At 44.2% G+C, this 20,113-nt stretch carries 25 protein-coding genes; 14 read left to right on the plus strand and 11 right to left on the minus strand.

Going from position 1 to position 20,113, the window contains the following annotated elements; translation table 11 throughout:
- The first annotated feature begins 3 nt into the window (after positions 1–3).
- Positions 4–393, plus strand: coding sequence for a RidA family protein (locus tag AB4589_RS03350; RefSeq protein WP_004735319.1), 390 nt, complete (start codon positions 4–6; stop codon positions 391–393).
- Between the two features lie 124 nt (positions 394–517).
- Here the strand turns inward: AB4589_RS03350 and AB4589_RS03355 are convergent, their stop codons facing one another.
- From AB4589_RS03355 to mlaF, 8 genes are all read right to left on the minus strand, one after another.
- Positions 518–1,243, minus strand: a complete 726-nt coding sequence (locus tag AB4589_RS03355) for a 1-acylglycerol-3-phosphate O-acyltransferase (protein ID WP_048659263.1) — start codon at positions 1,241–1,243, stop codon at positions 518–520.
- Positions 1,244–1,394: 151 nt separating this feature from the next.
- Complete coding sequence (gene murA, locus AB4589_RS03360; RefSeq protein WP_372099347.1) at positions 1,395–2,660, minus strand: UDP-N-acetylglucosamine 1-carboxyvinyltransferase; 1,266 nt, start codon at positions 2,658–2,660, stop codon at positions 1,395–1,397.
- A gap of 8 nt (positions 2,661–2,668) precedes the next feature.
- On the minus strand, positions 2,669–2,923 hold the full coding sequence (ibaG, locus tag AB4589_RS03365; RefSeq protein ID WP_004738686.1) for a BolA family iron metabolism protein IbaG: 255 nt from the start codon (positions 2,921–2,923) through the stop codon (positions 2,669–2,671).
- A 13-nt stretch (positions 2,924–2,936) separates the two neighbouring features.
- Positions 2,937–3,245, minus strand: coding sequence for a lipid asymmetry maintenance protein MlaB (locus tag AB4589_RS03370; RefSeq protein ID WP_372099349.1), 309 nt, complete (start codon positions 3,243–3,245; stop codon positions 2,937–2,939).
- Positions 3,245–3,904, minus strand: coding sequence for a phospholipid-binding protein MlaC (locus AB4589_RS03375; protein ID WP_050546670.1), 660 nt, complete (start codon positions 3,902–3,904; stop codon positions 3,245–3,247). Before AB4589_RS03375 ends, AB4589_RS03370 begins: the two co-directional genes overlap by 1 nt.
- Positions 3,905–3,908: 4 nt before the next feature.
- Positions 3,909–4,400, minus strand: coding sequence for an outer membrane lipid asymmetry maintenance protein MlaD (mlaD, locus tag AB4589_RS03380; RefSeq protein WP_017100037.1), 492 nt, complete (start codon positions 4,398–4,400; stop codon positions 3,909–3,911).
- Positions 4,401–4,402: 2 nt separating this feature from the next.
- Positions 4,403–5,182 carry a lipid asymmetry maintenance ABC transporter permease subunit MlaE gene (gene mlaE / locus AB4589_RS03385; protein ID WP_009847733.1) on the minus strand — a complete coding sequence of 260 codons (780 nt, stop codon included), beginning with the start codon at positions 5,180–5,182 and terminating at the stop codon, positions 4,403–4,405.
- Positions 5,172–5,978: a phospholipid ABC transporter ATP-binding protein MlaF gene (mlaF, locus tag AB4589_RS03390; RefSeq protein ID WP_371709903.1), complete on the minus strand. Its 807-nt coding sequence runs from the start codon at positions 5,976–5,978 to the stop codon at positions 5,172–5,174. Before mlaF ends, mlaE begins: the two co-directional genes overlap by 11 nt.
- Positions 5,979–6,241: 263 nt before the next feature.
- Between mlaF and AB4589_RS03395 the strand changes: the two genes are divergently transcribed.
- The 12 genes from AB4589_RS03395 (at position 6,242) to mgtE (ending at position 15,542) form a co-directional block, all read left to right on the plus strand.
- A complete protein-coding gene (locus AB4589_RS03395) occupies positions 6,242–7,207 on the plus strand; it encodes a calcium/sodium antiporter (RefSeq protein ID WP_009847735.1) in 966 nt (321 codons plus the stop codon).
- Between the two features lie 34 nt (positions 7,208–7,241).
- The gene (gene kdsD / locus AB4589_RS03400) at positions 7,242–8,213 is read left to right on the plus strand and encodes an arabinose-5-phosphate isomerase KdsD (RefSeq protein ID WP_012604867.1); all 972 of its coding nucleotides are present in this window, start codon (positions 7,242–7,244) and stop codon (positions 8,211–8,213) included.
- The gene (gene kdsC / locus AB4589_RS03405) at positions 8,213–8,770 is read left to right on the plus strand and encodes a 3-deoxy-manno-octulosonate-8-phosphatase KdsC (RefSeq protein WP_371695534.1); all 558 of its coding nucleotides are present in this window, start codon (positions 8,213–8,215) and stop codon (positions 8,768–8,770) included. The genes kdsD and kdsC overlap by 1 nt, the downstream gene beginning before the upstream one ends.
- The gene (gene lptC / locus AB4589_RS03410; RefSeq protein WP_371695533.1) at positions 8,767–9,330 is read left to right on the plus strand and encodes an LPS export ABC transporter periplasmic protein LptC; all 564 of its coding nucleotides are present in this window, start codon (positions 8,767–8,769) and stop codon (positions 9,328–9,330) included. The genes kdsC and lptC overlap by 4 nt, the downstream gene beginning before the upstream one ends.
- On the plus strand, positions 9,311–9,805 hold the full coding sequence (gene lptA, locus AB4589_RS03415; protein WP_009847739.1) for a lipopolysaccharide transport periplasmic protein LptA: 495 nt from the start codon (positions 9,311–9,313) through the stop codon (positions 9,803–9,805). Before lptC ends, lptA begins: the two co-directional genes overlap by 20 nt.
- Before the next feature lie 2 nt (positions 9,806–9,807).
- Complete coding sequence (gene lptB, locus AB4589_RS03420; protein WP_009847740.1) at positions 9,808–10,533, plus strand: LPS export ABC transporter ATP-binding protein; 726 nt, start codon at positions 9,808–9,810, stop codon at positions 10,531–10,533.
- A 54-nt stretch (positions 10,534–10,587) separates the two neighbouring features.
- Positions 10,588–12,048, plus strand: coding sequence for an RNA polymerase factor sigma-54 (locus tag AB4589_RS03425; protein ID WP_009847741.1), 1,461 nt, complete (start codon positions 10,588–10,590; stop codon positions 12,046–12,048).
- 90 nt (positions 12,049–12,138) lie between these two features.
- Positions 12,139–12,426, plus strand: coding sequence for a ribosome hibernation promoting factor (gene hpf, locus AB4589_RS03430; RefSeq protein WP_009847742.1), 288 nt, complete (start codon positions 12,139–12,141; stop codon positions 12,424–12,426).
- A 1-nt stretch (position 12,427) separates the two neighbouring features.
- Positions 12,428–12,886, plus strand: coding sequence for a PTS IIA-like nitrogen regulatory protein PtsN (gene ptsN / locus AB4589_RS03435; protein ID WP_009847743.1), 459 nt, complete (start codon positions 12,428–12,430; stop codon positions 12,884–12,886).
- A gap of 4 nt (positions 12,887–12,890) precedes the next feature.
- Positions 12,891–13,760 carry an RNase adapter RapZ gene (rapZ, locus tag AB4589_RS03440; RefSeq protein WP_017097544.1) on the plus strand — a complete coding sequence of 290 codons (870 nt, stop codon included), beginning with the start codon at positions 12,891–12,893 and terminating at the stop codon, positions 13,758–13,760.
- Between the two features lie 2 nt (positions 13,761–13,762).
- On the plus strand, positions 13,763–14,038 hold the full coding sequence (locus AB4589_RS03445) for an HPr family phosphocarrier protein (RefSeq protein WP_009847745.1): 276 nt from the start codon (positions 13,763–13,765) through the stop codon (positions 14,036–14,038).
- Positions 14,039–14,186: 148 nt separating this feature from the next.
- Positions 14,187–15,542, plus strand: a complete 1,356-nt coding sequence (mgtE, locus tag AB4589_RS03450; protein WP_012604872.1) for a magnesium transporter — start codon at positions 14,187–14,189, stop codon at positions 15,540–15,542.
- A gap of 97 nt (positions 15,543–15,639) precedes the next feature.
- Here mgtE and pmbA read toward each other — a convergent pair whose 3' ends face one another.
- Positions 15,640–16,983 carry a metalloprotease PmbA gene (gene pmbA, locus AB4589_RS03455; protein ID WP_371709904.1) on the minus strand — a complete coding sequence of 448 codons (1,344 nt, stop codon included), beginning with the start codon at positions 16,981–16,983 and terminating at the stop codon, positions 15,640–15,642.
- Positions 16,984–17,101: 118 nt separating this feature from the next.
- Here pmbA and yjgA point away from each other — a divergent pair, with 118 nt between their 5' ends.
- Positions 17,102–17,626: a ribosome biogenesis factor YjgA gene (gene yjgA / locus AB4589_RS03460; protein ID WP_371709905.1), complete on the plus strand. Its 525-nt coding sequence runs from the start codon at positions 17,102–17,104 to the stop codon at positions 17,624–17,626.
- A gap of 126 nt (positions 17,627–17,752) precedes the next feature.
- Here the strand turns inward: yjgA and thiQ are convergent, their stop codons facing one another.
- Together thiQ and thiP are read right to left on the minus strand one after the other, a co-directional pair.
- Complete coding sequence (gene thiQ / locus AB4589_RS03465) at positions 17,753–18,457, minus strand: thiamine ABC transporter ATP-binding protein (RefSeq protein ID WP_009847749.1); 705 nt, start codon at positions 18,455–18,457, stop codon at positions 17,753–17,755.
- Entirely contained in the window at positions 18,457–20,070 is a 1,614-nt protein-coding gene (gene thiP / locus AB4589_RS03470; RefSeq protein ID WP_372099354.1) for a thiamine/thiamine pyrophosphate ABC transporter permease ThiP, read from the minus strand. The genes thiQ and thiP overlap by 1 nt, the downstream gene beginning before the upstream one ends.
- Positions 20,071–20,113 lie beyond the last annotated feature (43 nt).

The raw sequence follows: 20,113 nt of genomic DNA on the forward strand, positions 1-20,113 counted from the left end.
CCAATGACTAAAGTACTTCACACAGAATCTGCTCCAGCTGCAATCGGCCCATACGTACAAGGTGTTGACCTTGGCAATATGGTTCTGACTTCTGGTCAAATCCCAGTAAACCCAGCAACTGGTGAAGTATCTGCTGATATCGCAGAGCAAGCTCGCCAATCTCTAGACAACGTTCAAGCGGTTGTTGAAGCTTCTGGCCTGACTGTAAAAGACATCGTAAAACTAACGGTATTCGTTAAAGACCTAAACGACTTCGGCACAGTAAACGAAGTTTACGGTAAGTTCTTTGATGAGCACGGTGTTGCAAACTACCCTGCACGTTCATGTGTTGAAGTAGCGCGTCTGCCAAAAGATGTAGGTATCGAGATCGAAGCTATTGCGGTTCGCAAATAGGTTTTAATATCTAGAATAAACGGTTTCTAGTAAACAAGTTGGCATAATACTGAGCGTTTATCAGATACAAAAAAGGTTGCCCAATTGGCAACCTTTTTTCTTGTTCATCGTTTCGCTTAGATGATTACTTCTTATTAAGCTCAACCACTTCTTTGTCTAACTCTTCAAGCTTCGCAGCCATCTGCTCACGAGCTAGGTTAGCCAGTTGACGAACATTAGACTTATCGTAATCTTCAGTGCTGATTGGTGGCAGCATTTCAACAATCACATGACCATTGTTCCAACGGTTCAGCTTCACGCCACCTGTTGAGCTACACACGATAGGGATAATAGGTAAGCCAGCGCCAATCGCAGCATGGAAAGCACCCGTTTTGAATGGCAACAAACCACGACCACGAGAACGAGTCCCCTCAGGGAACATCCATACTGAAACATCACTCTCTTTAAGGCTAGTAACCACTTGATCGATAGTACCTACCGCTTTGCTGCGGTTAGCTCGGTCAATTAGAATATTACCCGTCAACCAGTACAGCTGACCAAATAGAGGCATCCACACTAGGCTTTTCTTACCAACCGTCACAACTTTTGGCGTTACTGCTGATGAAATCGTAAATAGATCCCAGCTGTTTTGGTGGTTTGCAACGTAAACGTGTTGGCCACGAGAGTAAGCATCTTCTGGGATACGAAGCTCTAACTTCATGCCAAAGATTTTCGACATGCGACCGAAATAGCGGCCAAAGGTAAATACGTGTTTCGGGTTGCGTGGGCTGAGTAAACAGTAACCACACCCAAATACAAACATAAGAATCGCAAATATCGCCACTGCGAAAATACGTAATATTGCTATCATTTTGTTCCTCACAACCACCAAGTTGATTCATCTATTCGCACAACAATGGGCAATAGACTCACTTGCGGTAAATACAACTATAAAAAAGCCGAAACCAAGGTTCCGACTTTTATGTTTTCATCTTACTGATTCATGAATCCACTAACCTAAGTTAGTTCGACTCACTAAATCGTGTAATGTTTGCGCCTAAGGCTGACAGTTTATCTTCAATCTTATCGTAGCCACGATCGATGTGATAAATACGGTCAACGATGGTTTCACCTTGAGCGATACAACCAGCAATAACAAGGCTCGCAGATGCACGAAGATCCGTAGCCATTACTTGAGCGCCACTCAATTTATCCGTGTCACCACAGATAGCCGTGTTACCTTCGATCTCGGCTTTTGCTCCCATTCGCTGTAGTTCAGGAATGTGCATAAAGCGGTTTTCAAAGATAGTCTCAGTGATAACACCACTGCCCTTCGCCATCATGTTAAGCAGGGTAAACTGTGCTTGCATGTCGGTTGGGAAGCCTGGGTGAGGTGCCGTTACGATTTTCACCGCTTTCAACTCACGATCAGTCATATCAAGGCTGATCCAACCTTCGCCCGTTTCAACCTTCGCTCCCGCTTCTTCAAGCTTCGCTAATGCAGCTTCAAGAAGATGAGCGTTGGTGTTGCGACAAACCACTTTACCGCCAGAAACCGCAGCAGCAACAAGGAAGGTACCCGTTTCAATACGGTCTGCAACCACAGAGTGTTGGCCACCACCAAGACGTTCAACGCCTTCGATAGTAATAGTATCTGTACCTGCGCCAGAAATTTTAGCACCTAGTTTGTTTAGGAAATCAGCCGTATCAACAATCTCAGGCTCACGCGCTGAGTTATCTAACACAGTTGTACCTTCCGCTAGCGTTGCTGCACACATGATAGTAATGGTGGCACCCACACTTACTTTATCCATCACGATGTGCGCGCCTTTCAAACGGCCGTCAACACTTGCTTTTACATAACCATCTTCCAACTTAATAGTCGCACCTAGTTGCTCTAGGCCATGGATATGTAAATCAACAGGTCGAGCACCAATTGCACAACCGCCCGGAAGTGACACTTGGCCTTCACCAAAACGAGCGACTAAAGGACCTAAAGCCCAGATAGAAGCGCGCATTGTTTTTACTAAATCGTAAGGTGCACAAAATTCATTAATTTCGCTGCCATCAACATGAACACTACCGTTGCGTGATACTTTTGCGCCTAAACGCTTAAGCAATTCCATCGTAGTATCGATGTCACGTAGGTGAGGAACATTACTCACTTCAACCGGCTCTTCAGCTAGAATTGAAGCAAATAGGATTGGTAGGGCTGCATTTTTTGCGCCTGAGATCGTCACTTCACCGCTTAGCGGCTTATCCGATCCAATAACTCGAAACTTTTCCATCATAAACCTTAAAGTGACATCAGTTTCTTATCACGTTCCCACTCTTCAGGCGTGAAAGCCTTAATAGAAAGAGCATGGATATCATTGCGTTGAATGTATTCCATTAGTGGGCCGTAGATTAGTTGCTGCTTCTTAACTCGATTCATGCCGTCAAAACATGGATCAACCGCAACAACTTCGTAATGACTGCCTTCACCCTTCACGATAATTTCCTGAAGGTTCAGAGCCTCTGCTAATAATTCTTGTACTTTTGTGCTGTCCACAAATAGCTCCTGCCTAATTTTTTATGTGTTCTGCCATCATTGGCTGGATATTGTTCAATTGGAACAACGTTCGTAATTGTTCTGGCACGAAACTGAGCATTATATGACAGTTTTGATTTTTTGCATGCTCTAATAAGTGAATTAGCATCACCATTCCTGCTGAATCGACTCGATTTATATGGCTAAGGTCAATTTCAACGCTCGATTCTGTCGTTTGCCACTTTTCCAATATACGCCAGATTGCAGGTACACTATCTCGATCTATATCACCAAGAAGTTGATATTCTTTAGAGCTTAGCGCTTGCCATTGAGAATGGCTCATTATTTATTACTCTCAAAACGAATCGGTTGAGAAGCCAGTTTCTCGAGTTCGTCAGCTACTTGTAAGATGCCTTCTTGACGAATCTTAGTGTTCCACTCAGACTTCTTACTTGATAGCAGGCTTATACCTTCGGCAACCATGTCAAATGCCTTCCACTCACCTGACTTCTTATCTTTGCGCAGTTTAAACTCAAGGTTAATGTTTGGTCGAGGCGTATCAATGATATCAACCTTAATACTGGTAATACGGCTATCTGTTTTAATTGTTGGTTCTGGACCAAATTTAATCGTCTGATCTGTATATTGAGTTAACACTTGAGCATAAGAAGAAACGAGATATTTACGAAATGCATCAATAAATACGCGCACGTCTCCTCTGTCAGCACCTTTCAAGTTCGGCCCTAGCAACTTCAGCGCCGCATATTGAGCATTCACATAAGGCATCAACTCTTCTTCCACGATGACCTTCAGTAACTCAGGATCTTGTTGGATATTCTCTTGCTCGTTCTTCAAACGGGCGAAAGCCTCTTCTGCAACTTGAGTCATCATCTGATAAGGCTGAGTTCGGTCAATCGGTTTTGCCGAAAAAGCTGGAGTCGACATCAGCAAAGCGACAGCTGTCAGAAGCAGTCTTTTCAATAAGTAATTAGTCTTTAACATGAGCCTACTCCTTAGCTTCGCTATTATCAGAGCCACCGACGCTATACAGCACTTGGCCAATCAAATCTTCTAATACTAATGCCGACTTGGTGTCTTCGATAGAATCACCATCAACCAACATCTCTTCATCTTCAAAGATGAAGCCTGGAACTAAGCTGATGTACTGCTCACCGATCAAGCCCGACGTTAAGATTTGAGCACTAGAGGTATCAGGAAATTGTGAGTACTTCGCATCAATAGACAGTTCAACCACAGGAAGGTAGCTCTCAGTATCAAGTTCAATACTTTGAACTCGACCAACAACGACGCCCCCCACCTTTACTGGTGAGCGAACCTTTAGGCTGCCAATATTGTCAAAGGTCGCTTTTAAGTTGTAAGTATGGTTTGAACCGAGACCTTTTACGTCAGCGACTTGAAAGATCATGATTAAGATTGCGCAAATTCCGGCAATAACAAAGGTGCCGACCCATAATTCTAATTTTCGAGTTTGTTGCATGATTAATTCCCAAACATCAATGCGGTAAGAACAAAATCTAGCCCTAATACCGCTAGAGAAGAGTGTACTACTGTGCGTGTGGTTGCCTGACTAATACCTTCGGATGTCGGTACTGCATCATAACCATTAAAAAGTGCGATCCAAGTTACGGTGATAGCGAAGACCATGCATTTGATCATACTGTTACCAATATCACGGCCAAGCTCAACGGAAGACTGCATCGCAGACCAGAAACTGCCGTGGTCAATACCTTTCCAATCCACACCGACTAACTGAGCACCCCAAATCCCGACCGCCATAAAAATCATAGCGAGCAGTGGCATAGAAATAAGGCCGGCCCAGAGACGTGGCGCAATAATGCGTTTAAGAGGATCAACCGCCATCATCTCAAGGCTAGAGATCTGTTCAGTAGCTTTCATTAAGCCGATCTCAGCCGTTAATGCTGAACCCGCACGACCAGCAAACAGAAGTGCTGTCACCACAGGGCCCAATTCCCGTAACAACGAGAGCGCGACCATTTGCCCAAGGTTACCCTCTGCGCCATAGTCGATTAATACGACATAGCCCTGCAGACTGAGTACCATGCCAATAAACAAGCCTGAAACTAAAATGATAGCCAATGACTGAACGCCAACGCTATAAAATTGTTTAACTAATAGAGGGAAGTTTTTTAGTTTCGGGATGCCAAACAAAGCCCCAAATAGCATTAGGCTTGCTCGACCAAATGACTCACAGATCGCAAGTGCGCGCTTACCGACACCCGCAATAGTTTTAGCAATCATATTCAAACAAATCCTTTTCTAAGCTATTTGCAGGAAACCTAAATGGCACAGGGCCATCCGATTCACCTTGCAAAAATTGCTGCACTCTTGGATCGCTGTTGTTGTACAACTCATCAGGAGAACCTGCAGCAATAATTTTCCCATCAGCCATCAAATAAACCCAATCAGCAATGCTCATCACCTCAGGGACATCATGAGAAACGATAATAGAGGTTAAACCCAAGGCTTGATTGAGGTTACGAATCAACTCAACCAAAACACCCATGGTGATTGGATCTTGGCCAACAAAAGGCTCATCATACATAATAAGTTCTGGGTCCAATGCGATCGCACGGGCCAACGCCGCTCGTCTCGCCATACCACCAGACAACTCACTCGGCATTAATTGCGCCGCGCCTCGCAACCCTACCGCCTCAAGCTTAAGCAATACAATGGTACGAATGAATTTTTCGTTAAGTTCAGTGTGCTCTCGCAAAGGAAACGCCACATTATCAAAGACATTCAGATCCGTGAAAAGTGCCCCCGATTGGAAAAGCATGCTCATTTTCTTACGTGCTTGATATAGCTTTCGACGTGGCAATGCAGGGATGTTGTCGCCATCAAACCAAATTTCACCTTCATCTGGTGGTAATTGTCCACCAATCAGACGTAATAAGGTTGTTTTACCGATCCCTGACGGCCCCATGATCGCGGTTATTTTTCCTTGAGGAACTTCTAAACTGATGTCATCAAAGATAATTCGTTCACCGCGTGAGAAGCTGAGATTCTTAACTTTCACAAGCTCAGTGTTCAACATACTTTTGTTGTTTCCTTGCTTTAAAAACGCCAATTATGGCTGCAATAGTAATGAGTCTACTTTAGAATTAAAAGCGCTGTTCAATTAATTATTAAAAACAGAAAACAAAGGCAGGGATTTGAAAGCATTGAGAAATTCATTCCTCATCAACATTTCTTTACCACTAACTAGCAATTAATTTGTCGAGTGACTTCCCTTTTATCTAGCAACAAGTCAAAATTAGCGGTTAATTCTCCGTTTTTTATTAATTTTTAGGAATCATCATGCTTGAAGCGATTGCGTTTCTTATTATCGGTCTAGGTTTTTTGGTGTGGAGTGCAGATAAGCTGGTCTACGGTGCCGCTGCTCTTGCTCGCAACTTCGGTATTTCACCACTAGTTATCGGTATGACAATCTTAGCAATGGGATCTTCAGCTCCTGAAATGATGGTTTCTGCTACAGCAGCCCTTGATGGTAAAACAGATACGGCGGTAGGTAATGTATTAGGCTCAAACATCGCTAACATCGCGCTGATTTTAGGTATTACAGCCCTTATCAAGCCATTATCGATTAGCTCTGGTGTGATTCGTCGTGAACTACCTTTAATGATAGGTGTCACTCTATTAGCGGGCGCACTGCTTTGGGATAATCACTTAGGTTTCTATGAAGGTGTGTTGTTGTTTGTTCTTTTTGCCGCTTTCTTATTTGCGATGCTGCAAATCAGCCGTAGTGAGAAAAAGAACGGTGATGCCTTTCTTGACGAACAAGAATCTGAAGTTCCTGAAGGCGTGAGCAACCCCAAAGCCGCAATGTGGGTGGTGGTTGGCCTGATTATTCTACCTCTAGCGGCCAACATGTTGGTTGACAACGCGGTTGTAATCGCGAAGTTCTTTGGTATGAGCGACCTTGTGATTGGTTTAACCATTATTGCCGTTGGCACAAGTTTACCTGAACTTGCAGCATCACTAGCTGGTGTTATGAAAGGTGAAGATGATATGGCTGTGGGTAATATCATTGGCTCAAACGTATTCAACATCCTTGCCGTGATGGGTATCCCAGGCATCCTAAACCCTTCCATCTTGAGCGAGTTTGCAATGGGTCGTGACTTCTGGGTGATGCTAGGCGTATCACTACTCCTTGTTATCATGGCACTAGGAAAATCTCGTAGCGTGAATCGTATCGAAGGCGGCGTGTTAATCGTGACGTTTGTGGCGTATCAAAGTTACCTACTAATGAACATGTCAGCTTAATTGTTGATTTAACTTCCCGTACTTGGAGTATTTGATGTCTCAGCCATTTGATTATTGCAGCGTTGCAAAACAAGTTTTGGAAACTGAAGTTGCAGGTCTCACGCAATTAGACCAATATTTTAATGATGATTTTAGCAAAGCTTGCGACCTAATCCTGAACAACAAAGGCAAAGTCGTAGTGATGGGCATGGGCAAATCAGGCCACATTGGTAACAAAATAGCAGCTACACTGGCAAGCACTGGTACATCGGCTTTCTTTGTACACCCAGGTGAAGCAGCGCATGGTGATTTGGGAATGATCGAACCTGGCGATATTGTGATAGCAATATCCAACTCAGGTGAATCAGGAGAAATCCTCAGCCTATTCCCAGTATTAAAGCGTTTAAACATTAAGATTATCAGCATGACTGGCAAGCCGGCATCAAACATGGCGACCTTATCTGATATTCATTTACAGATTTCAGTACCCGAAGAAGCGTGTCCCCTAGGTTTAGCACCAACAACCAGTACTACCGCTACTTTGGTTATGGGTGATGCATTAGCCGTTGCACTTTTACAGGCAAGAGGTTTTACCGCTCAAGATTTTGCACTGTCTCATCCTGGTGGTGCTTTGGGCCGTCAACTGCTGTTGAAACTAGACGACATCATGCACACCGGTGATTCACTCCCAATTGTTGCTCCGGATGCACTAGTTCGAGATGCCCTGTTAGAGATATCTCAAAAAGGCTTGGGTATGACGGCAATCGTCGGTGAAGATGGCCAAATGAAGGGCATTTTTACCGATGGTGATTTACGCCGTATCTTAGATAAACGTATTGATATTCATAGCACGCAGATCGGCGATGTAATGACACTGAACCCAACGGTAGCAGAACCAAACATGCTCGCAGTTGAGGGCTTAAATTTGATGCAAGCTAAGAGCATCAATGGCTTGATGTTGTGTGATAGTGGCAAATTAGTAGGCGCTTTAAATATGCATGACTTACTGAAAGCAGGAGTAATGTAATGTCACAAACAGTCGAAACTCTATACGGCACGGTAGATTCAGAAGTGTTTGCCGTAGCAAAAGAGATCAAATTGCTTATTTGCGATGTCGATGGCGTGTTCTCAGATGGTCGCATCTACATGGGTAACAATGGTGAAGAGCTAAAAACTTTCCATACGCGCGACGGTTACGGCATTAAATCGTTGATGAACGCGGGCGTTGAAATCGCAATCATCACTGGCCGTAAATCTCAAATTGTTGAGAATCGAATGACCGCTCTCGGTATTAAGCTAATTTATCAAGGTCAGGATGATAAAGTTAAAGCCTATCAAGACATTTGCGATAAACTTTCAGTTAATCCTGAAAACACAGGTTATATCGGAGACGATTTAATCGACTGGCCTGTAATGGAAAAGGTTGGCTTGAAGGTATGTGTGGCAGACGGTCACCCATTGCTTGCACAAAGAGCCAACTACGTAACAACCATTAACGGCGGTTACGGTGCAGTACGTGAAGTCTGCGACCTTATTTTACAAGCAAGAAACGAACTCGACGTGCACAAAGGTTTAAGCATATGAGTTTTAATCGTATTATCTACTTAATACTCATCTTTATTGCCTCTTGGTCGGCCTATTACTTGTACGACAAAGAGCAAACTTCGACGATACAAGTAGATCCAAACTTGGAACTGCCTGCATTTAGTGGCAAGAATCTTGATAATATTAGTTATGGCGAAAGCGGTATTCGTAGCTATCAGGTTGAATCGACCTATCTAGAGCATTACTCGGTCGTTGGCGATACGCACTTTCAAGACCCTGTTCTTTCAGTATTCCGTGAAGGGCATACGATAGAATGGCGAGTGACCGCTGATCGCGCAATTATGGATGAAAATCAAGTCATCACTTTTTATGACAATGTTGTGGCGAAAAACCTGTTGCCAGATGCTAGCTTCGATACAATGACCACAGATAAAATGGTTGTTGAACTGACTAGCCGAGATTTTTATTCAGACACTCCGGTCCATATGATCGGTACATTTTTTGAAAATGAGGGGCAAGCAATGAAAGGGAACTTCGGTACCAACAATGCGACCCTCTTTAATTCTGTTCAGGGTAGATATGAAACTCTCACACCTTAGTTTATTGGCTTTGACCCTTGCGGCGTCTAATGTCTATGCTCTATCTTCGGATAGCGAGCAGCCTGTCTATATTGATTCAGACAGTCAGCAATTAGATATGAAAAGCAATCAAGTAACCTTTCTTGGCGATGTGAACCTTAAACAAGGTAGCATCAATATCAATGCCGATAAGGTCATTGTTACACGTAATGCCGTCAACGGTGAAATTGAAGAAATACAAGGTTTCGGAAAGCCCGCAACCTTTTCTCAACTTACTGACGACGGGAAAACACTCTATGGTGAAGCTGACGATTTACATTACCAGCTGATTGCCGATAGATTGATCATGACTAAGAACGCGATGCTATCTCAAGATGGCAGTATCATTCGTGGCTCTAAGATTACCTATCAGATCACCTCTCAAAAGTTGGTTGCCGATAGTGATAGCAGTGAGCGTGTATCAACGGTTTTACAACCAGCGGAAGTGAATAAGTAATCATGGCAGTCCTTACAGCAAAGAACCTAGCGAAGACCTACGGAAAACGTAAAGTTGTAACAGACGTAAGCTTACAAGTAGAGTCAGGTCAGATCGTAGGGCTACTTGGCCCAAACGGTGCAGGTAAAACCACCTCTTTCTATATGATAGTGGGTCTGGTTGCGCGAGATGAAGGTACTATCAGCATTGACGACCGAGACATCAGTATCTTACCAATGCACAGTCGCTCTCGTCTTGGTATCGGTTACCTTCCTCAAGAAGCATCCATTTTTCGTAAATTGTCAGTTGAAGACAACATCATGGCTGTTTTACAAACGCGTGATGAGATGACTAACGCGCAACGTCAAGATAAGCTGGAAGATCTTCTCGAAGAGTTTCACATCCAACATATTCGAGCGAGTAATGGTATGGCATTGTCTGGTGGTGAGCGTCGCCGTGTTGAGATTGCTCGCGCACTAGCAGCAAACCCTCAATTCATTCTCCTGGACGAACCTTTTGCCGGTGTTGACCCTATATCGGTTATCGATATCAAAAAAATCATTGTTCACTTACGTGATCGCGGCTTAGGCGTTTTGATTACCGACCACAACGTTCGTGAAACATTAGACGTGTGTGAAAAAGCTTACATCGTAAGTCAAGGGCATCTAATAGCTGAGGGAACTCCTGAAGATGTTCTCAATAACGAACAAGTTAAACAAGTTTATCTAGGCGAACAATTCCGTCTATGATTAGATAGAGAGTATCGAGAGTTCTTAGAATAATAACTAGGTAAGTAACACTGAATGAAACCCTCATTACAACTTAAGCTAGGCCAACAGTTAGCAATGACTCCTCAATTGCAACAAGCGATTCGTTTGTTGCAATTGTCTACTTTGGATTTGCAACAAGAGATTCAAGAAGCACTTGAATCGAACCCACTACTCGATGTCGAAGATGGCAATGAAGATACGCCAACATCGGAAGAAAAACCTAGCAGTGACGAGAAAGAAACAGTTGAAACAGTAGAACAAGACTTACCTGATAGCTCCGATTTGATCGAAAAATCAGAGATCGGCAACGAACTAGAAATCGATACAACTTGGGAAGACGTTTACAGCGCAAACACAGGTAACACTGGCATTGCGATTGATGACGATATGCCCGTTTATCAAGGCGAAACTACACAAAGTCTATACGATTACCTGCTCTGGCAACTCGATTTAACACCATTTACTGAAACTGACCGCAGCATAGCTTTTGCGCTAATTGATGCTATCGATGACCGCGGTTACCTGACCGTATCTTGTGAAGACATCCTTGAGAACTTCGACAACGAAGAGATCGAGCTTGATGAAATTGAAGCCGTTCGTAAACGAATTCAGCAGTTTGATCCGCTAGGTGTCGGTTCTGTGAATCTGCAAGATTGCTTGTTACTGCAATTGGCGACCTTCCCACAAGATACCCCTTGGCTTAACGAAGCTAAGTTAGTACTTACTAGCCATATCGACCAACTCGGCAATCGCGATTACAAACTGGTTATCAAAGAGACCAAGTTGAAAGAAGCGGAACTACGCGAAGTTTTGCAATTAATCCAACAGCTGGACCCTCGCCCTGGAAGCAAGATCACGCCAGACGAAACTGAGTATGTGGTTCCTGACGTATCCGTCTTCAAAGAGCTTGGGAAATGGTTGGTCACCATCAATCCAGATAGCGTGCCAAAACTAAAAGTAAATCAACAATACGCGGCCCTTAGTAGCAAAGGCAGTAGTGCTGACAACCAATTTATCCGCTCAAATTTGCAAGAAGCAAAATGGCTAATTAAAAGTCTAGAGAGCCGAAATGAAACACTACTAAAAGTCGCTCGGTGTATTGTTGAACATCAACGCGGTTTCTTCGAACATGGCGCAGAAGCCATGAAGCCGATGGTACTGAATGATGTGGCTTTAGCTGTTGATATGCACGAATCCACGATCTCTCGTGTGACGACTCAAAAATTCATGCACACACCGCGTGGCATCTTCGAACTCAAGTACTTTTTCTCAAGCCATGTCAGCACTGACAATGGCGGTGAATGTTCATCTACAGCAATTCGCGCACTCATTAAGAAGCTTGTCGCAGCGGAAAATACCGCAAAGCCTCTAAGTGATAGTAAGATTGCTGCTTTACTGGCTGACCAAGGAATTCAGGTAGCTAGACGTACCATAGCGAAATACCGTGAATCTCTGGGCATTGCCCCATCGAGTCAGCGTAAACGCCTGCTATAAACTAAAGTAGTTAGCTCTTTATTCATTAACGATTGATTAGTTAACTATTAATTTAGTTGTAACCTGGCAACCAACTGAAAAGGAAAGTCTATGCAAATCAATATTCAAGGCCATCACGTTGATCTTACCGATTCAATGCAAGACTATGTTCACACCAAATTCGACAAACTTGAGCGCTTCTTTGATCATATCAATAGTGTTCAAGTTGTTTTAAAAGTTGAGAAAATCAATCAAATCGCAGAAGCTACCCTGCATATAAATCAAGGGGAAATTCATGCGACAGCAACAGATGAAAGCATGTATGCCGCGATTGATTCATTGGTTGATAAACTTGTTCGCCAACTCAACAAGCACAAAGAAAAACTAAGTAGTCACTAACATGCAATTAAGCGAAGTACTTTCATTGGACTGCACTAAAAGTGCAGTCCAATGCACAAGCAAAAAAAGAGCCCTTGAGCTGATCAGTCAAATCGCAGCAGAAAGCTGCGGTCAAGATTCAACAGAACTGTTTGAGTGCATGCTGAGCCGTGAAAAAATGGGCAGTACAGGTATCGGTAACGGTATTGCGATTCCCCATGCACGCATGAATGTCAGTGATAAAGCGATTGCTGTATTAATACAATGCCAAGACCCAATCGAATTTGATGCTATCGATAACCGCCCAGTTGATCTACTGTTTGCTCTACTTGTTCCTAGTGAACAATGTAAAGAGCATCTGAAAACCCTTTCTTGTATGGCAGAGCGACTTAACGACAAGCAGACTCTTAAACAGTTGCGTAATGCTCAAAGCGATCAAGAGCTTTACGACATCATGATTCAAGTGCCAACTTGCGAGTAATAACATGCGATTAATCGTTGTTAGTGGCCAGTCAGGAGCCGGGAAAAGTGTTGCGCTACGAGTTCTTGAAGACTTGGGGTATTACTGTGTTGATAACCTACCAGTAAACCTGCTCAACGACTTCGTCGAATCGGTACGCGAGATCAATCAAAACGTCGCTGTTAGCATTGATATTCGTAACCTACCAAAAGAGCCTCAGTTAGTTACAGAAACGCTAGACCAGCTAGAAGCCGCCACAGATATAGACCTAAACGTCTTATTTCTAGATGCGAGTAAACAGACGCTACTCAAGCGCTACAGCGAAACACGCAGAATTCATCCTTTATCGATCGGCCAAGAAAAACTCTCTCTTGAACAAGCTATTGATTTAGAAAAAACACTTCTGACTCCTCTTGTAGAGCAAGCCAGCATTGTGATTGATAGCAGTGACTGTAACCTCTACGAATTGAGTGAACAGGTTCGTTTCAAAGTTGAGGGCAAAGAAAAACAAGAACTCATTATCGTTTTTCAGTCTTTCGGCTTTAAGTTCGGCCTACCAAGTGATGCCGATTATGTGTTTGATGTTCGATTTCTGCCAAACCCTCACTGGGAACCGGCACTACGACCATTGACGGGACTTGATGCTCCAATTCACTCTTTCCTAGAGAAACACGCTGAAGTTCTTGAGCTCAAGCAACAAATTCAAGGCTTTGTTGAGCAGTGGTTACCCATGTTAGAGAAGAATAATCGCAGTTACCTAACGGTCGCGATTGGTTGCACTGGCGGCAAACACCGCTCAGTTTATCTAACTCAGAAAATTGGTGAATACTTCGAACAACTCGGTCATCAAGTTCAAATCAGACATGCCTCCCTAGAGAAGCACCAACAGGGCTAACCATGGAATTAACTCGAACTGTACTGATCCAAAATCGCTTGGGTCTTCACGCTAGAGCAGCCGTAAAATTGGTTGAGCTTGCCCAAAGTTTTGATGCAACTATCACTATCCATAGCGAAGAAGATAAAATCGCAACTGCAGACAGTGTGATGGGTTTGCTTATGCTGGAATCAGCGCAAGGGCAACACATCACGATCCAAGCTACAGGCACCGATTCACAACAAGCACTTGATGCTGTTTGCCACCTCATTGAAGACAAGTTTGATGAGGGTGAGTAGCGAAAACGAGTCACTCACAACACTGAAGACTCAAACTTCGAACCAACCAGTATTAAATCTTAGTTCTAGCTAAGTTTATGATTTAAATAAGCCCCAGAATTAAGTTACTATTCCAAGCATTGTTAGAATAATGAAATAGGAGGAAAATATGGCAGAGCAATTAGAATTCGACCAAGCTCACCAAACCCTCCAAGAAGTCAGCGAAGCCCTAGAAAACGGCCGATTTGTTCACGTACGTCGACAACTTCAGGACATGGAACCTGAAGATATTGCACACCTTTTAGAAGCCTCCCCTCGCAAAAGTCGTGACGTACTCTGGCAACTCACCGATCCAGAAGACTACGGTGAAATTCTTGATGAACTAAACGAAGACGTCAAAGATGCGCTTGTGTCGAAAATGGCACCAGAAACCTTGGCAGAAGCAACAGAAGGTATGGAAACCGATGACGTCGCGTACGTACTTCGAAGCCTACCCGACGATGTTTCTCGCGAAGTCCTTTCTCAAATGGACTCCGTCGATCGTGCATTAGTAGAAACCGCCCTTTCGTACCCAGAAGATTCAGCGGGTGCGATCATGAATACCGACGTAATCACGATTCGTGGCGACGTCGATGTCGACGTTGTATTGCGCTATATGCGTATGCGTGGCGAATTGCCCGACGCAACCGATGCTCTGTATGTTATTGATGAAGAAGAACGTCTGATCGGTAACCTATCGCTTACCACACTAGTAACAACTCAGCCCGATGTTCCGGTTTCCGAAGTGATGGAAGATGCTGACGAAGCGATCGCGGTTGAAACCAGTGCTTCCGATATTGCCAGTCTGTTCGAACGTCGTAATTGGGTTTCTGCACCCGTTGTTGATAGTAACCAGCATCTTGTTGGTCGAATCACTATCGATGACGTGGTTGATGTTATCCGTGAAGACGCCGAGCACTCAATGATGAGCATGGCGGGTATGGACGATGACGAAGATACCTTCGCTCCAGTCGTAAAATCTGCTCGTCGTCGTAGTGTCTGGTTGGGTGCTAACGTACTCGCAGCACTTGCAGCTGCATCTGTATCCAATATGTTTGAAGCAACACTCGACCAAATGGCAGCAATTGCGGTTCTAATGACTATCGTACCTTCAATGGGCGGGGTTGCTGGTAACCAAACCGTTGCGCTTGTGATTCGTGGTTTAGCTCTCGGTCATATCGGTGACAGTAACAAACGCGAACTACTACTCAAAGAGGCGGCCATCGGCTTCCTAAACGGCGTGTTATGGGCTGTTATCATTGGCGGTATAGTGGTTGCTTGGAAAGGTAACTGGATACTGGGAGGCATCATCTCAGCTGCAATGATGACCAACTTGATTGTCGCTGGTATCGCCGGTGTAACCATCCCAGTAATGCTGAAAAAGATGAATATCGATCCAGCACTTGCGGGCGGTATGGCTCTGACCACAGTAACCGATGTTATTGGCCTATCGGTGTTCTTAGGCTTAGCAACCATACTGATCTAGTTATCATGAGTAGCTAGCGAATTTTTGGCGAAATACAGAAAACAAAAAGGGAGCCATCGGCTCCCTTTTTTAATTCATCATATTGGCGCTAACTTAATTACTCACCCGCGACTTTCATCGACTCAAGCAAGATAGAACCCGTTTGAATTTGTGAACGCGTTTCAACATCGTTACCAACCGCAACAATCTGAGTGAACATGTCTTTTAGGTTACCCGCGATCGTCACTTCAGATACTGGGTATTGGATTTCTCCATTCTCAACCCAGAAACCTGCTGCGCCACGTGAATAATCACCTGTCACGGTATTAACACCTTGACCCATTACTTCAGTCACAAGGAAGCCGGTGCCTAGCTCTTTTAGCATCTGCTCAAAGTTTTGACCCGTTGATTTAACAAACCAGTTATGAATACCACCCGCATGACCTGTTGGTGTCATATCCATTTTACGTGCGGCATAACTGGTTAGCAGGTAAGTTGCTAACACACCATCAGTGATGATTTCACGATCTTGAGTGAACACACCTTCGCTATCGAATGGGCTTGAAGCCAAACCACGTAAGATATGAGGGCGCTCAGAAATGTTAAACCAGTCAGGTAAAATTTTCTGACCTAGGTGATCCAATAAGAACGATGACTTACGGTATAGGTTACCACCACTGATCGCCATCACAAGGTGGCCAATCAAGCCAGTAGCGACATCGTTAGCGAACATTATTGGGTATTGGCCTGTTGGTAGCTTTTTCGCATCCAAACGGTTAATGGTCTTTTCTGCTGCTTCTTGACCTACGCGCTCAGGCGTCCATAGCTCATCACGGTGACGTGCAACGGTGTAGCTGTAGTCTCGTTCCATCTCACCGTTAGCGCCTTGTCCAATCACACAGCAGCTCGTGCTATGGCGACTTGAAGCGTAGCTGGCTAGTAAGCCATGGCTGTTACCATAAACCTTAACGCCATAATGGCTGTCGTAGCTTGCGCCATCACTCTGTTTGATCTTGTCGCTATAAGCTAACGCTTGCTTCTCAGCTGCAATCGCAATCTCAGCGGCATAGTCAGGGTTTGGTTCATCAGGGTGGAAAAGATCCAAGTCTGGAATTTCTTTTACCATGTATTCTTTTGCTGCAGGACCAGCAAACGGGTCTTCAGAAGTGTACTGAGCGATATCAAGCGCAGCCGCGACTGTTTGAGCAATGGCCTTCTCACTCAGATCAGATGTAGATGCGCTGCCTTTTTTCTGACCGCGGTAAACAGTAATACCTAGAGCACCATCACTATTAAATTCAACGTTTTCCACTTCACACATACGTGTTGAAACACTTAAACCCGTTGACTTAGTAATAGCAACCTCAGCGGCGTCTGCACTCACTGATGCCATATCCAACGCTTTAGCTACTGCGGCTTCTAGCTCAACTCGTTGTTGGGCGACTTGCTGTTTTACATCCATATCTATTCTAATTTTTTAGGTCAATATTACGTAGGATAACAAGAATTTCGCTTTCTCCCCAAGATTCTTGCTAAAATAGGCAATATATTCGTTTGAGATAGTGACATAGGCAGAAAAGATGGCTCGCAAAAACCAAAAAGCCCCATGGGAACCAGAAGAAGAAATCATCTGGGTAAGTAAGACAGAAATGAAAACGGACATGGACGCCCTGCAAAAGCTGGGAGAAGAGCTTGTTGACCTAAAGCCTTCTGTATTAGACAAATTTCCGCTGTCTGAAGATTTGGCACAAGCGATTAAAGATGCACAACGCTTTAAAAATGAAGCGAAGCGCCGTCAACTTCAATACATTGGTAAAGTAATGCGCAGTGTCGATCCAGAGCCAATTCAAGCGGCTTTAGATAAGATTCGCAACAAACACTCTCAAGCAACAGTTGAACTGCACAAACTAGAACAGCTGCGTGATCGTGTTGTTGCAGAAGGCGATGCGGCCATTTCAGGCGTTATGGAAATGTACCCGGAAGCTGACCGTCAACGTCTTCGTCAGCTCGCTCGTCAAGCTAACAAAGAGAAAGCGGCAAATAAACCGGCTAAGTCTTCTCGTGAAATATTCCAAATCTTAAAAGAGCTAAAGCTAGGCGACTAATCTTCGCCGCCCTTTAATCAGAAAGATAATAAAAGACCTAGCGCATGCTAGGTCTTTTTGTTTTTGACGCACTCGATATCAAGAAGCTCTCAATATTAAGAAGTACTCACAGGAGTGAAAAAATCATCATTCACCCGCTTTAACAAACGAGCTTAGCTCTTGCTGTGGATGTTCAGCCGTCAGTGTCTCTATCGAGTCTGCAACCAACACCTTACCTAGCGCTACAAAAACGAACTTATTTGCGATACTGCGTGCATCACCTAAGTGGTGAGTAACCATCAATACCGTAATGTTTCGCTCTGCGGCTAATCGCCTAACCAGGTTAAGCATTTCCTCACGAAGCAAAGGGTCAAGCGCAGAGAAAGGTTCATCAAGCAGCCAAATATCATGAGGCTGAACAAAACAACGCGCTAACGCGACACGCTGACGTTGACCGCCCGATAAGTGCTCAGGCAGTCTATCTAAATACTCCGCGACACCCACTTGTGCAGCGGCCTGTTCGACTTCGTGCTTTTGGGTTGCCGTAAGCTTTAACCCTGGATGCAAGCCTAAGCCAATATTTTCACGTACGGTGAGATGGGCAAACAAATTGTGCTCTTGAAACAACATCGCTAATGGACGCTGATGTGCTTCTTTGCCAATCAGTGATTGTCCCGCTACAGAGATCTCACCCGAAGTGGGCTCAATAAACCCAGCAACCAGTGCCAACAGCGTTGATTTACCTGCGCCACTTGGCCCCATCAGCGCAACAATATCGCCCTGCTCAGCTTGAAAATCAAAGCAAAACAACTCTCTGTGATAGTGGTAGTCCACATCTTTCATCACTAACATCATCGGTTCCTCAACTCTTTAGCATCGAGCTTAGATCTTCGAGTAAATAAAAATTCAATCAGGCTAAAGCTGCCAACACTCAGTAACAGTAAGCTCACGGAAACCACAGCTGCAGCTTCCATTTGATAGCTGCCTAATAATTGGAATAGGTACAAAGGCAGAGTTCTAAAATCTTGGCTACCAAACAAAGCAATCGCGCTTAAGTCACCCATTGCTAACATAAAGCTGATCGAGAAGGCTTGTGCCATCGGTTTACGCAATGCGCGCCACTCCACTAGCCTAAAACGCGTGAAACCAGTCATTCCCAAACTTGCGCACACATACTGATACTGCTGAGACAAATGCAGCATAGGTTGAGCCAAGGTTTTAATTACGTAAGGAAGCGCCATTAAACTGTTTACTGCAATCACGATAAAGAAAGCTAAGCTGAAAACATCGGTGAATGAACGCAGTAATAAGAAGAGACCCGTACTGATCACGAGCCCTGGAGTAACTAAGATAATAGTGCCAATCAGCTCGATTTTATCTGCTCGAAAATTCTTATTCTGTAAGCGCCATGCTCGACTCGTCAGCAGTATTGCGATACCAATACCAACCGCGATAACACTTGCTAATGACGCAACTTTAACCGAGGTCATTAACGCAGCCCAGAACGGCTCGCTGCTCAGTACGATTAATGCCTGCGAGTTAATGCCACTGACGATAACCATAGCTAATGGCGGCAATACCAGCATTGAGACGGTGATGATCCAAAAGCTATCCCAAGCTTTTGACCACCAGCAGTCCTTAACCAAATATTTCTCTTCCGACAATTGACTGGCTGTCACTGAAATAGGTTTCGATAGGCGCTGAATGCTCACAGCTAACACACCACACAGCAGCATTTGCCATATTGCGAGCAAGGCACCAGCCTGCAGGTCAAAGTCGAATTTAATCGCCTGATAAATAGCGAGTTCGATAGTAGTTGATTTAGGTCCACCGCCTAGTGCCATCACGGTAGCAAAGCTGGTAAAACACAGCATGAAGACCAAACCACACACATGTGGCAGTTGCTGTCTTAAACGAGACCATTCAACCCATCTGAATTTGTTCCAATGACTCATACCCAAATGAGCACAAAGCTTATGCTGCTCGGCAGGTACGGTATCTAAAGCTTGTAAAAGTAAACGGCTAACATAAGGCAGGTTAAAGAAGACATGTGCGAGCAAAATACCATTCAACCCATAAATCGAGAATGGTAGTTTAATATCGAAGTTCGCCAGAAATTTAGCTAACCAACCACTGTTACCATAAATAGCTAGCAAACCAAATACGCCAACTAATACGGGCAAAACCAAGGTCGAAGCAAACAGCCTTAACAACAAGGCCCGTCCAAAAAATTGTCTGCGACACAGAGCATGAGCAATAGGTATAGCAAAGCCAACACTCAGCATCGTTGAGAGTGTCGCTTGATAGAAACTGAATTTCGTTACATGCCAATAGTAAGGATCGGACCATACTTGGCTGATATCAAGAGAAGGGGCATTGCTTAGCAATGCCCCAACTGCTGAAACCACGAAGGCGGTAATGAGTATCGCAACCCAAACCCCGACCTTAGGTGTTTTCTTTATCATAAATTGATTTTTTACCGTAAATGGTTCACTCCAAACATAACGA

The sequence above is a fragment of the Vibrio sp. 10N.222.49.A3 genome, assembly GCF_041475145.1.
In the GTDB taxonomy this organism is placed as follows: domain Bacteria; phylum Pseudomonadota; class Gammaproteobacteria; order Enterobacterales; family Vibrionaceae; genus Vibrio; species Vibrio tasmaniensis_A.

What these genes read in the sequence shown, in the direction of transcription:
- lptA (WP_009847739.1), top strand. Translation starts at nt 9,311, where the DNA reads ATGAAACTCTCACACCTTAGTTTATTGGCTTTGACCCTTGCGGCGTCT.
- lptB (WP_009847740.1), top strand. Translation starts at nt 9,808, where the DNA reads ATGGCAGTCCTTACAGCAAAGAACCTAGCGAAGACCTACGGAAAACGT.
- mlaD (WP_017100037.1), bottom strand. Translation starts at nt 4,400, where the DNA reads ATGCAACAAACTCGAAAATTAGAATTATGGGTCGGCACCTTTGTTATT.
- AB4589_RS03375 (WP_050546670.1), bottom strand. Translation starts at nt 3,904, where the DNA reads ATGTTAAAGACTAATTACTTATTGAAAAGACTGCTTCTGACAGCTGTC.
- yjgA (WP_371709905.1), top strand. Translation starts at nt 17,102, where the DNA reads ATGGCTCGCAAAAACCAAAAAGCCCCATGGGAACCAGAAGAAGAAATC.
- hpf (WP_009847742.1), top strand. Translation starts at nt 12,139, where the DNA reads ATGCAAATCAATATTCAAGGCCATCACGTTGATCTTACCGATTCAATG.
- AB4589_RS03370 (WP_372099349.1), bottom strand. Translation starts at nt 3,245, where the DNA reads ATGAGCCATTCTCAATGGCAAGCGCTAAGCTCTAAAGAATATCAACTT.
- AB4589_RS03425 (WP_009847741.1), top strand. Translation starts at nt 10,588, where the DNA reads ATGAAACCCTCATTACAACTTAAGCTAGGCCAACAGTTAGCAATGACT.
- ptsN (WP_009847743.1), top strand. Translation starts at nt 12,428, where the DNA reads ATGCAATTAAGCGAAGTACTTTCATTGGACTGCACTAAAAGTGCAGTC.
- kdsC (WP_371695534.1), top strand. Translation starts at nt 8,213, where the DNA reads ATGTCACAAACAGTCGAAACTCTATACGGCACGGTAGATTCAGAAGTG.
- mlaE (WP_009847733.1), bottom strand. Translation starts at nt 5,182, where the DNA reads ATGATTGCTAAAACTATTGCGGGTGTCGGTAAGCGCGCACTTGCGATC.
- AB4589_RS03350 (WP_004735319.1), top strand. Translation starts at nt 4, where the DNA reads ATGACTAAAGTACTTCACACAGAATCTGCTCCAGCTGCAATCGGCCCA.
- AB4589_RS03445 (WP_009847745.1), top strand. Translation starts at nt 13,763, where the DNA reads ATGGAATTAACTCGAACTGTACTGATCCAAAATCGCTTGGGTCTTCAC.
- kdsD (WP_012604867.1), top strand. Translation starts at nt 7,242, where the DNA reads ATGTCTCAGCCATTTGATTATTGCAGCGTTGCAAAACAAGTTTTGGAA.
- murA (WP_372099347.1), bottom strand. Translation starts at nt 2,660, where the DNA reads ATGGAAAAGTTTCGAGTTATTGGATCGGATAAGCCGCTAAGCGGTGAA.
- AB4589_RS03395 (WP_009847735.1), top strand. Translation starts at nt 6,242, where the DNA reads ATGCTTGAAGCGATTGCGTTTCTTATTATCGGTCTAGGTTTTTTGGTG.
- mlaF (WP_371709903.1), bottom strand. Translation starts at nt 5,978, where the DNA reads ATGTTGAACACTGAGCTTGTGAAAGTTAAGAATCTCAGCTTCTCACGC.
- thiQ (WP_009847749.1), bottom strand. Translation starts at nt 18,457, where the DNA reads ATGTTAGTGATGAAAGATGTGGACTACCACTATCACAGAGAGTTGTTT.
- rapZ (WP_017097544.1), top strand. Translation starts at nt 12,891, where the DNA reads ATGCGATTAATCGTTGTTAGTGGCCAGTCAGGAGCCGGGAAAAGTGTT.
- AB4589_RS03355 (WP_048659263.1), bottom strand. Translation starts at nt 1,243, where the DNA reads ATGATAGCAATATTACGTATTTTCGCAGTGGCGATATTTGCGATTCTT.
- pmbA (WP_371709904.1), bottom strand. Translation starts at nt 16,983, where the DNA reads ATGGATGTAAAACAGCAAGTCGCCCAACAACGAGTTGAGCTAGAAGCC.
- mgtE (WP_012604872.1), top strand. Translation starts at nt 14,187, where the DNA reads ATGGCAGAGCAATTAGAATTCGACCAAGCTCACCAAACCCTCCAAGAA.
- lptC (WP_371695533.1), top strand. Translation starts at nt 8,767, where the DNA reads ATGAGTTTTAATCGTATTATCTACTTAATACTCATCTTTATTGCCTCT.
- thiP (WP_372099354.1), bottom strand. Translation starts at nt 20,070, where the DNA reads ATGATAAAGAAAACACCTAAGGTCGGGGTTTGGGTTGCGATACTCATT.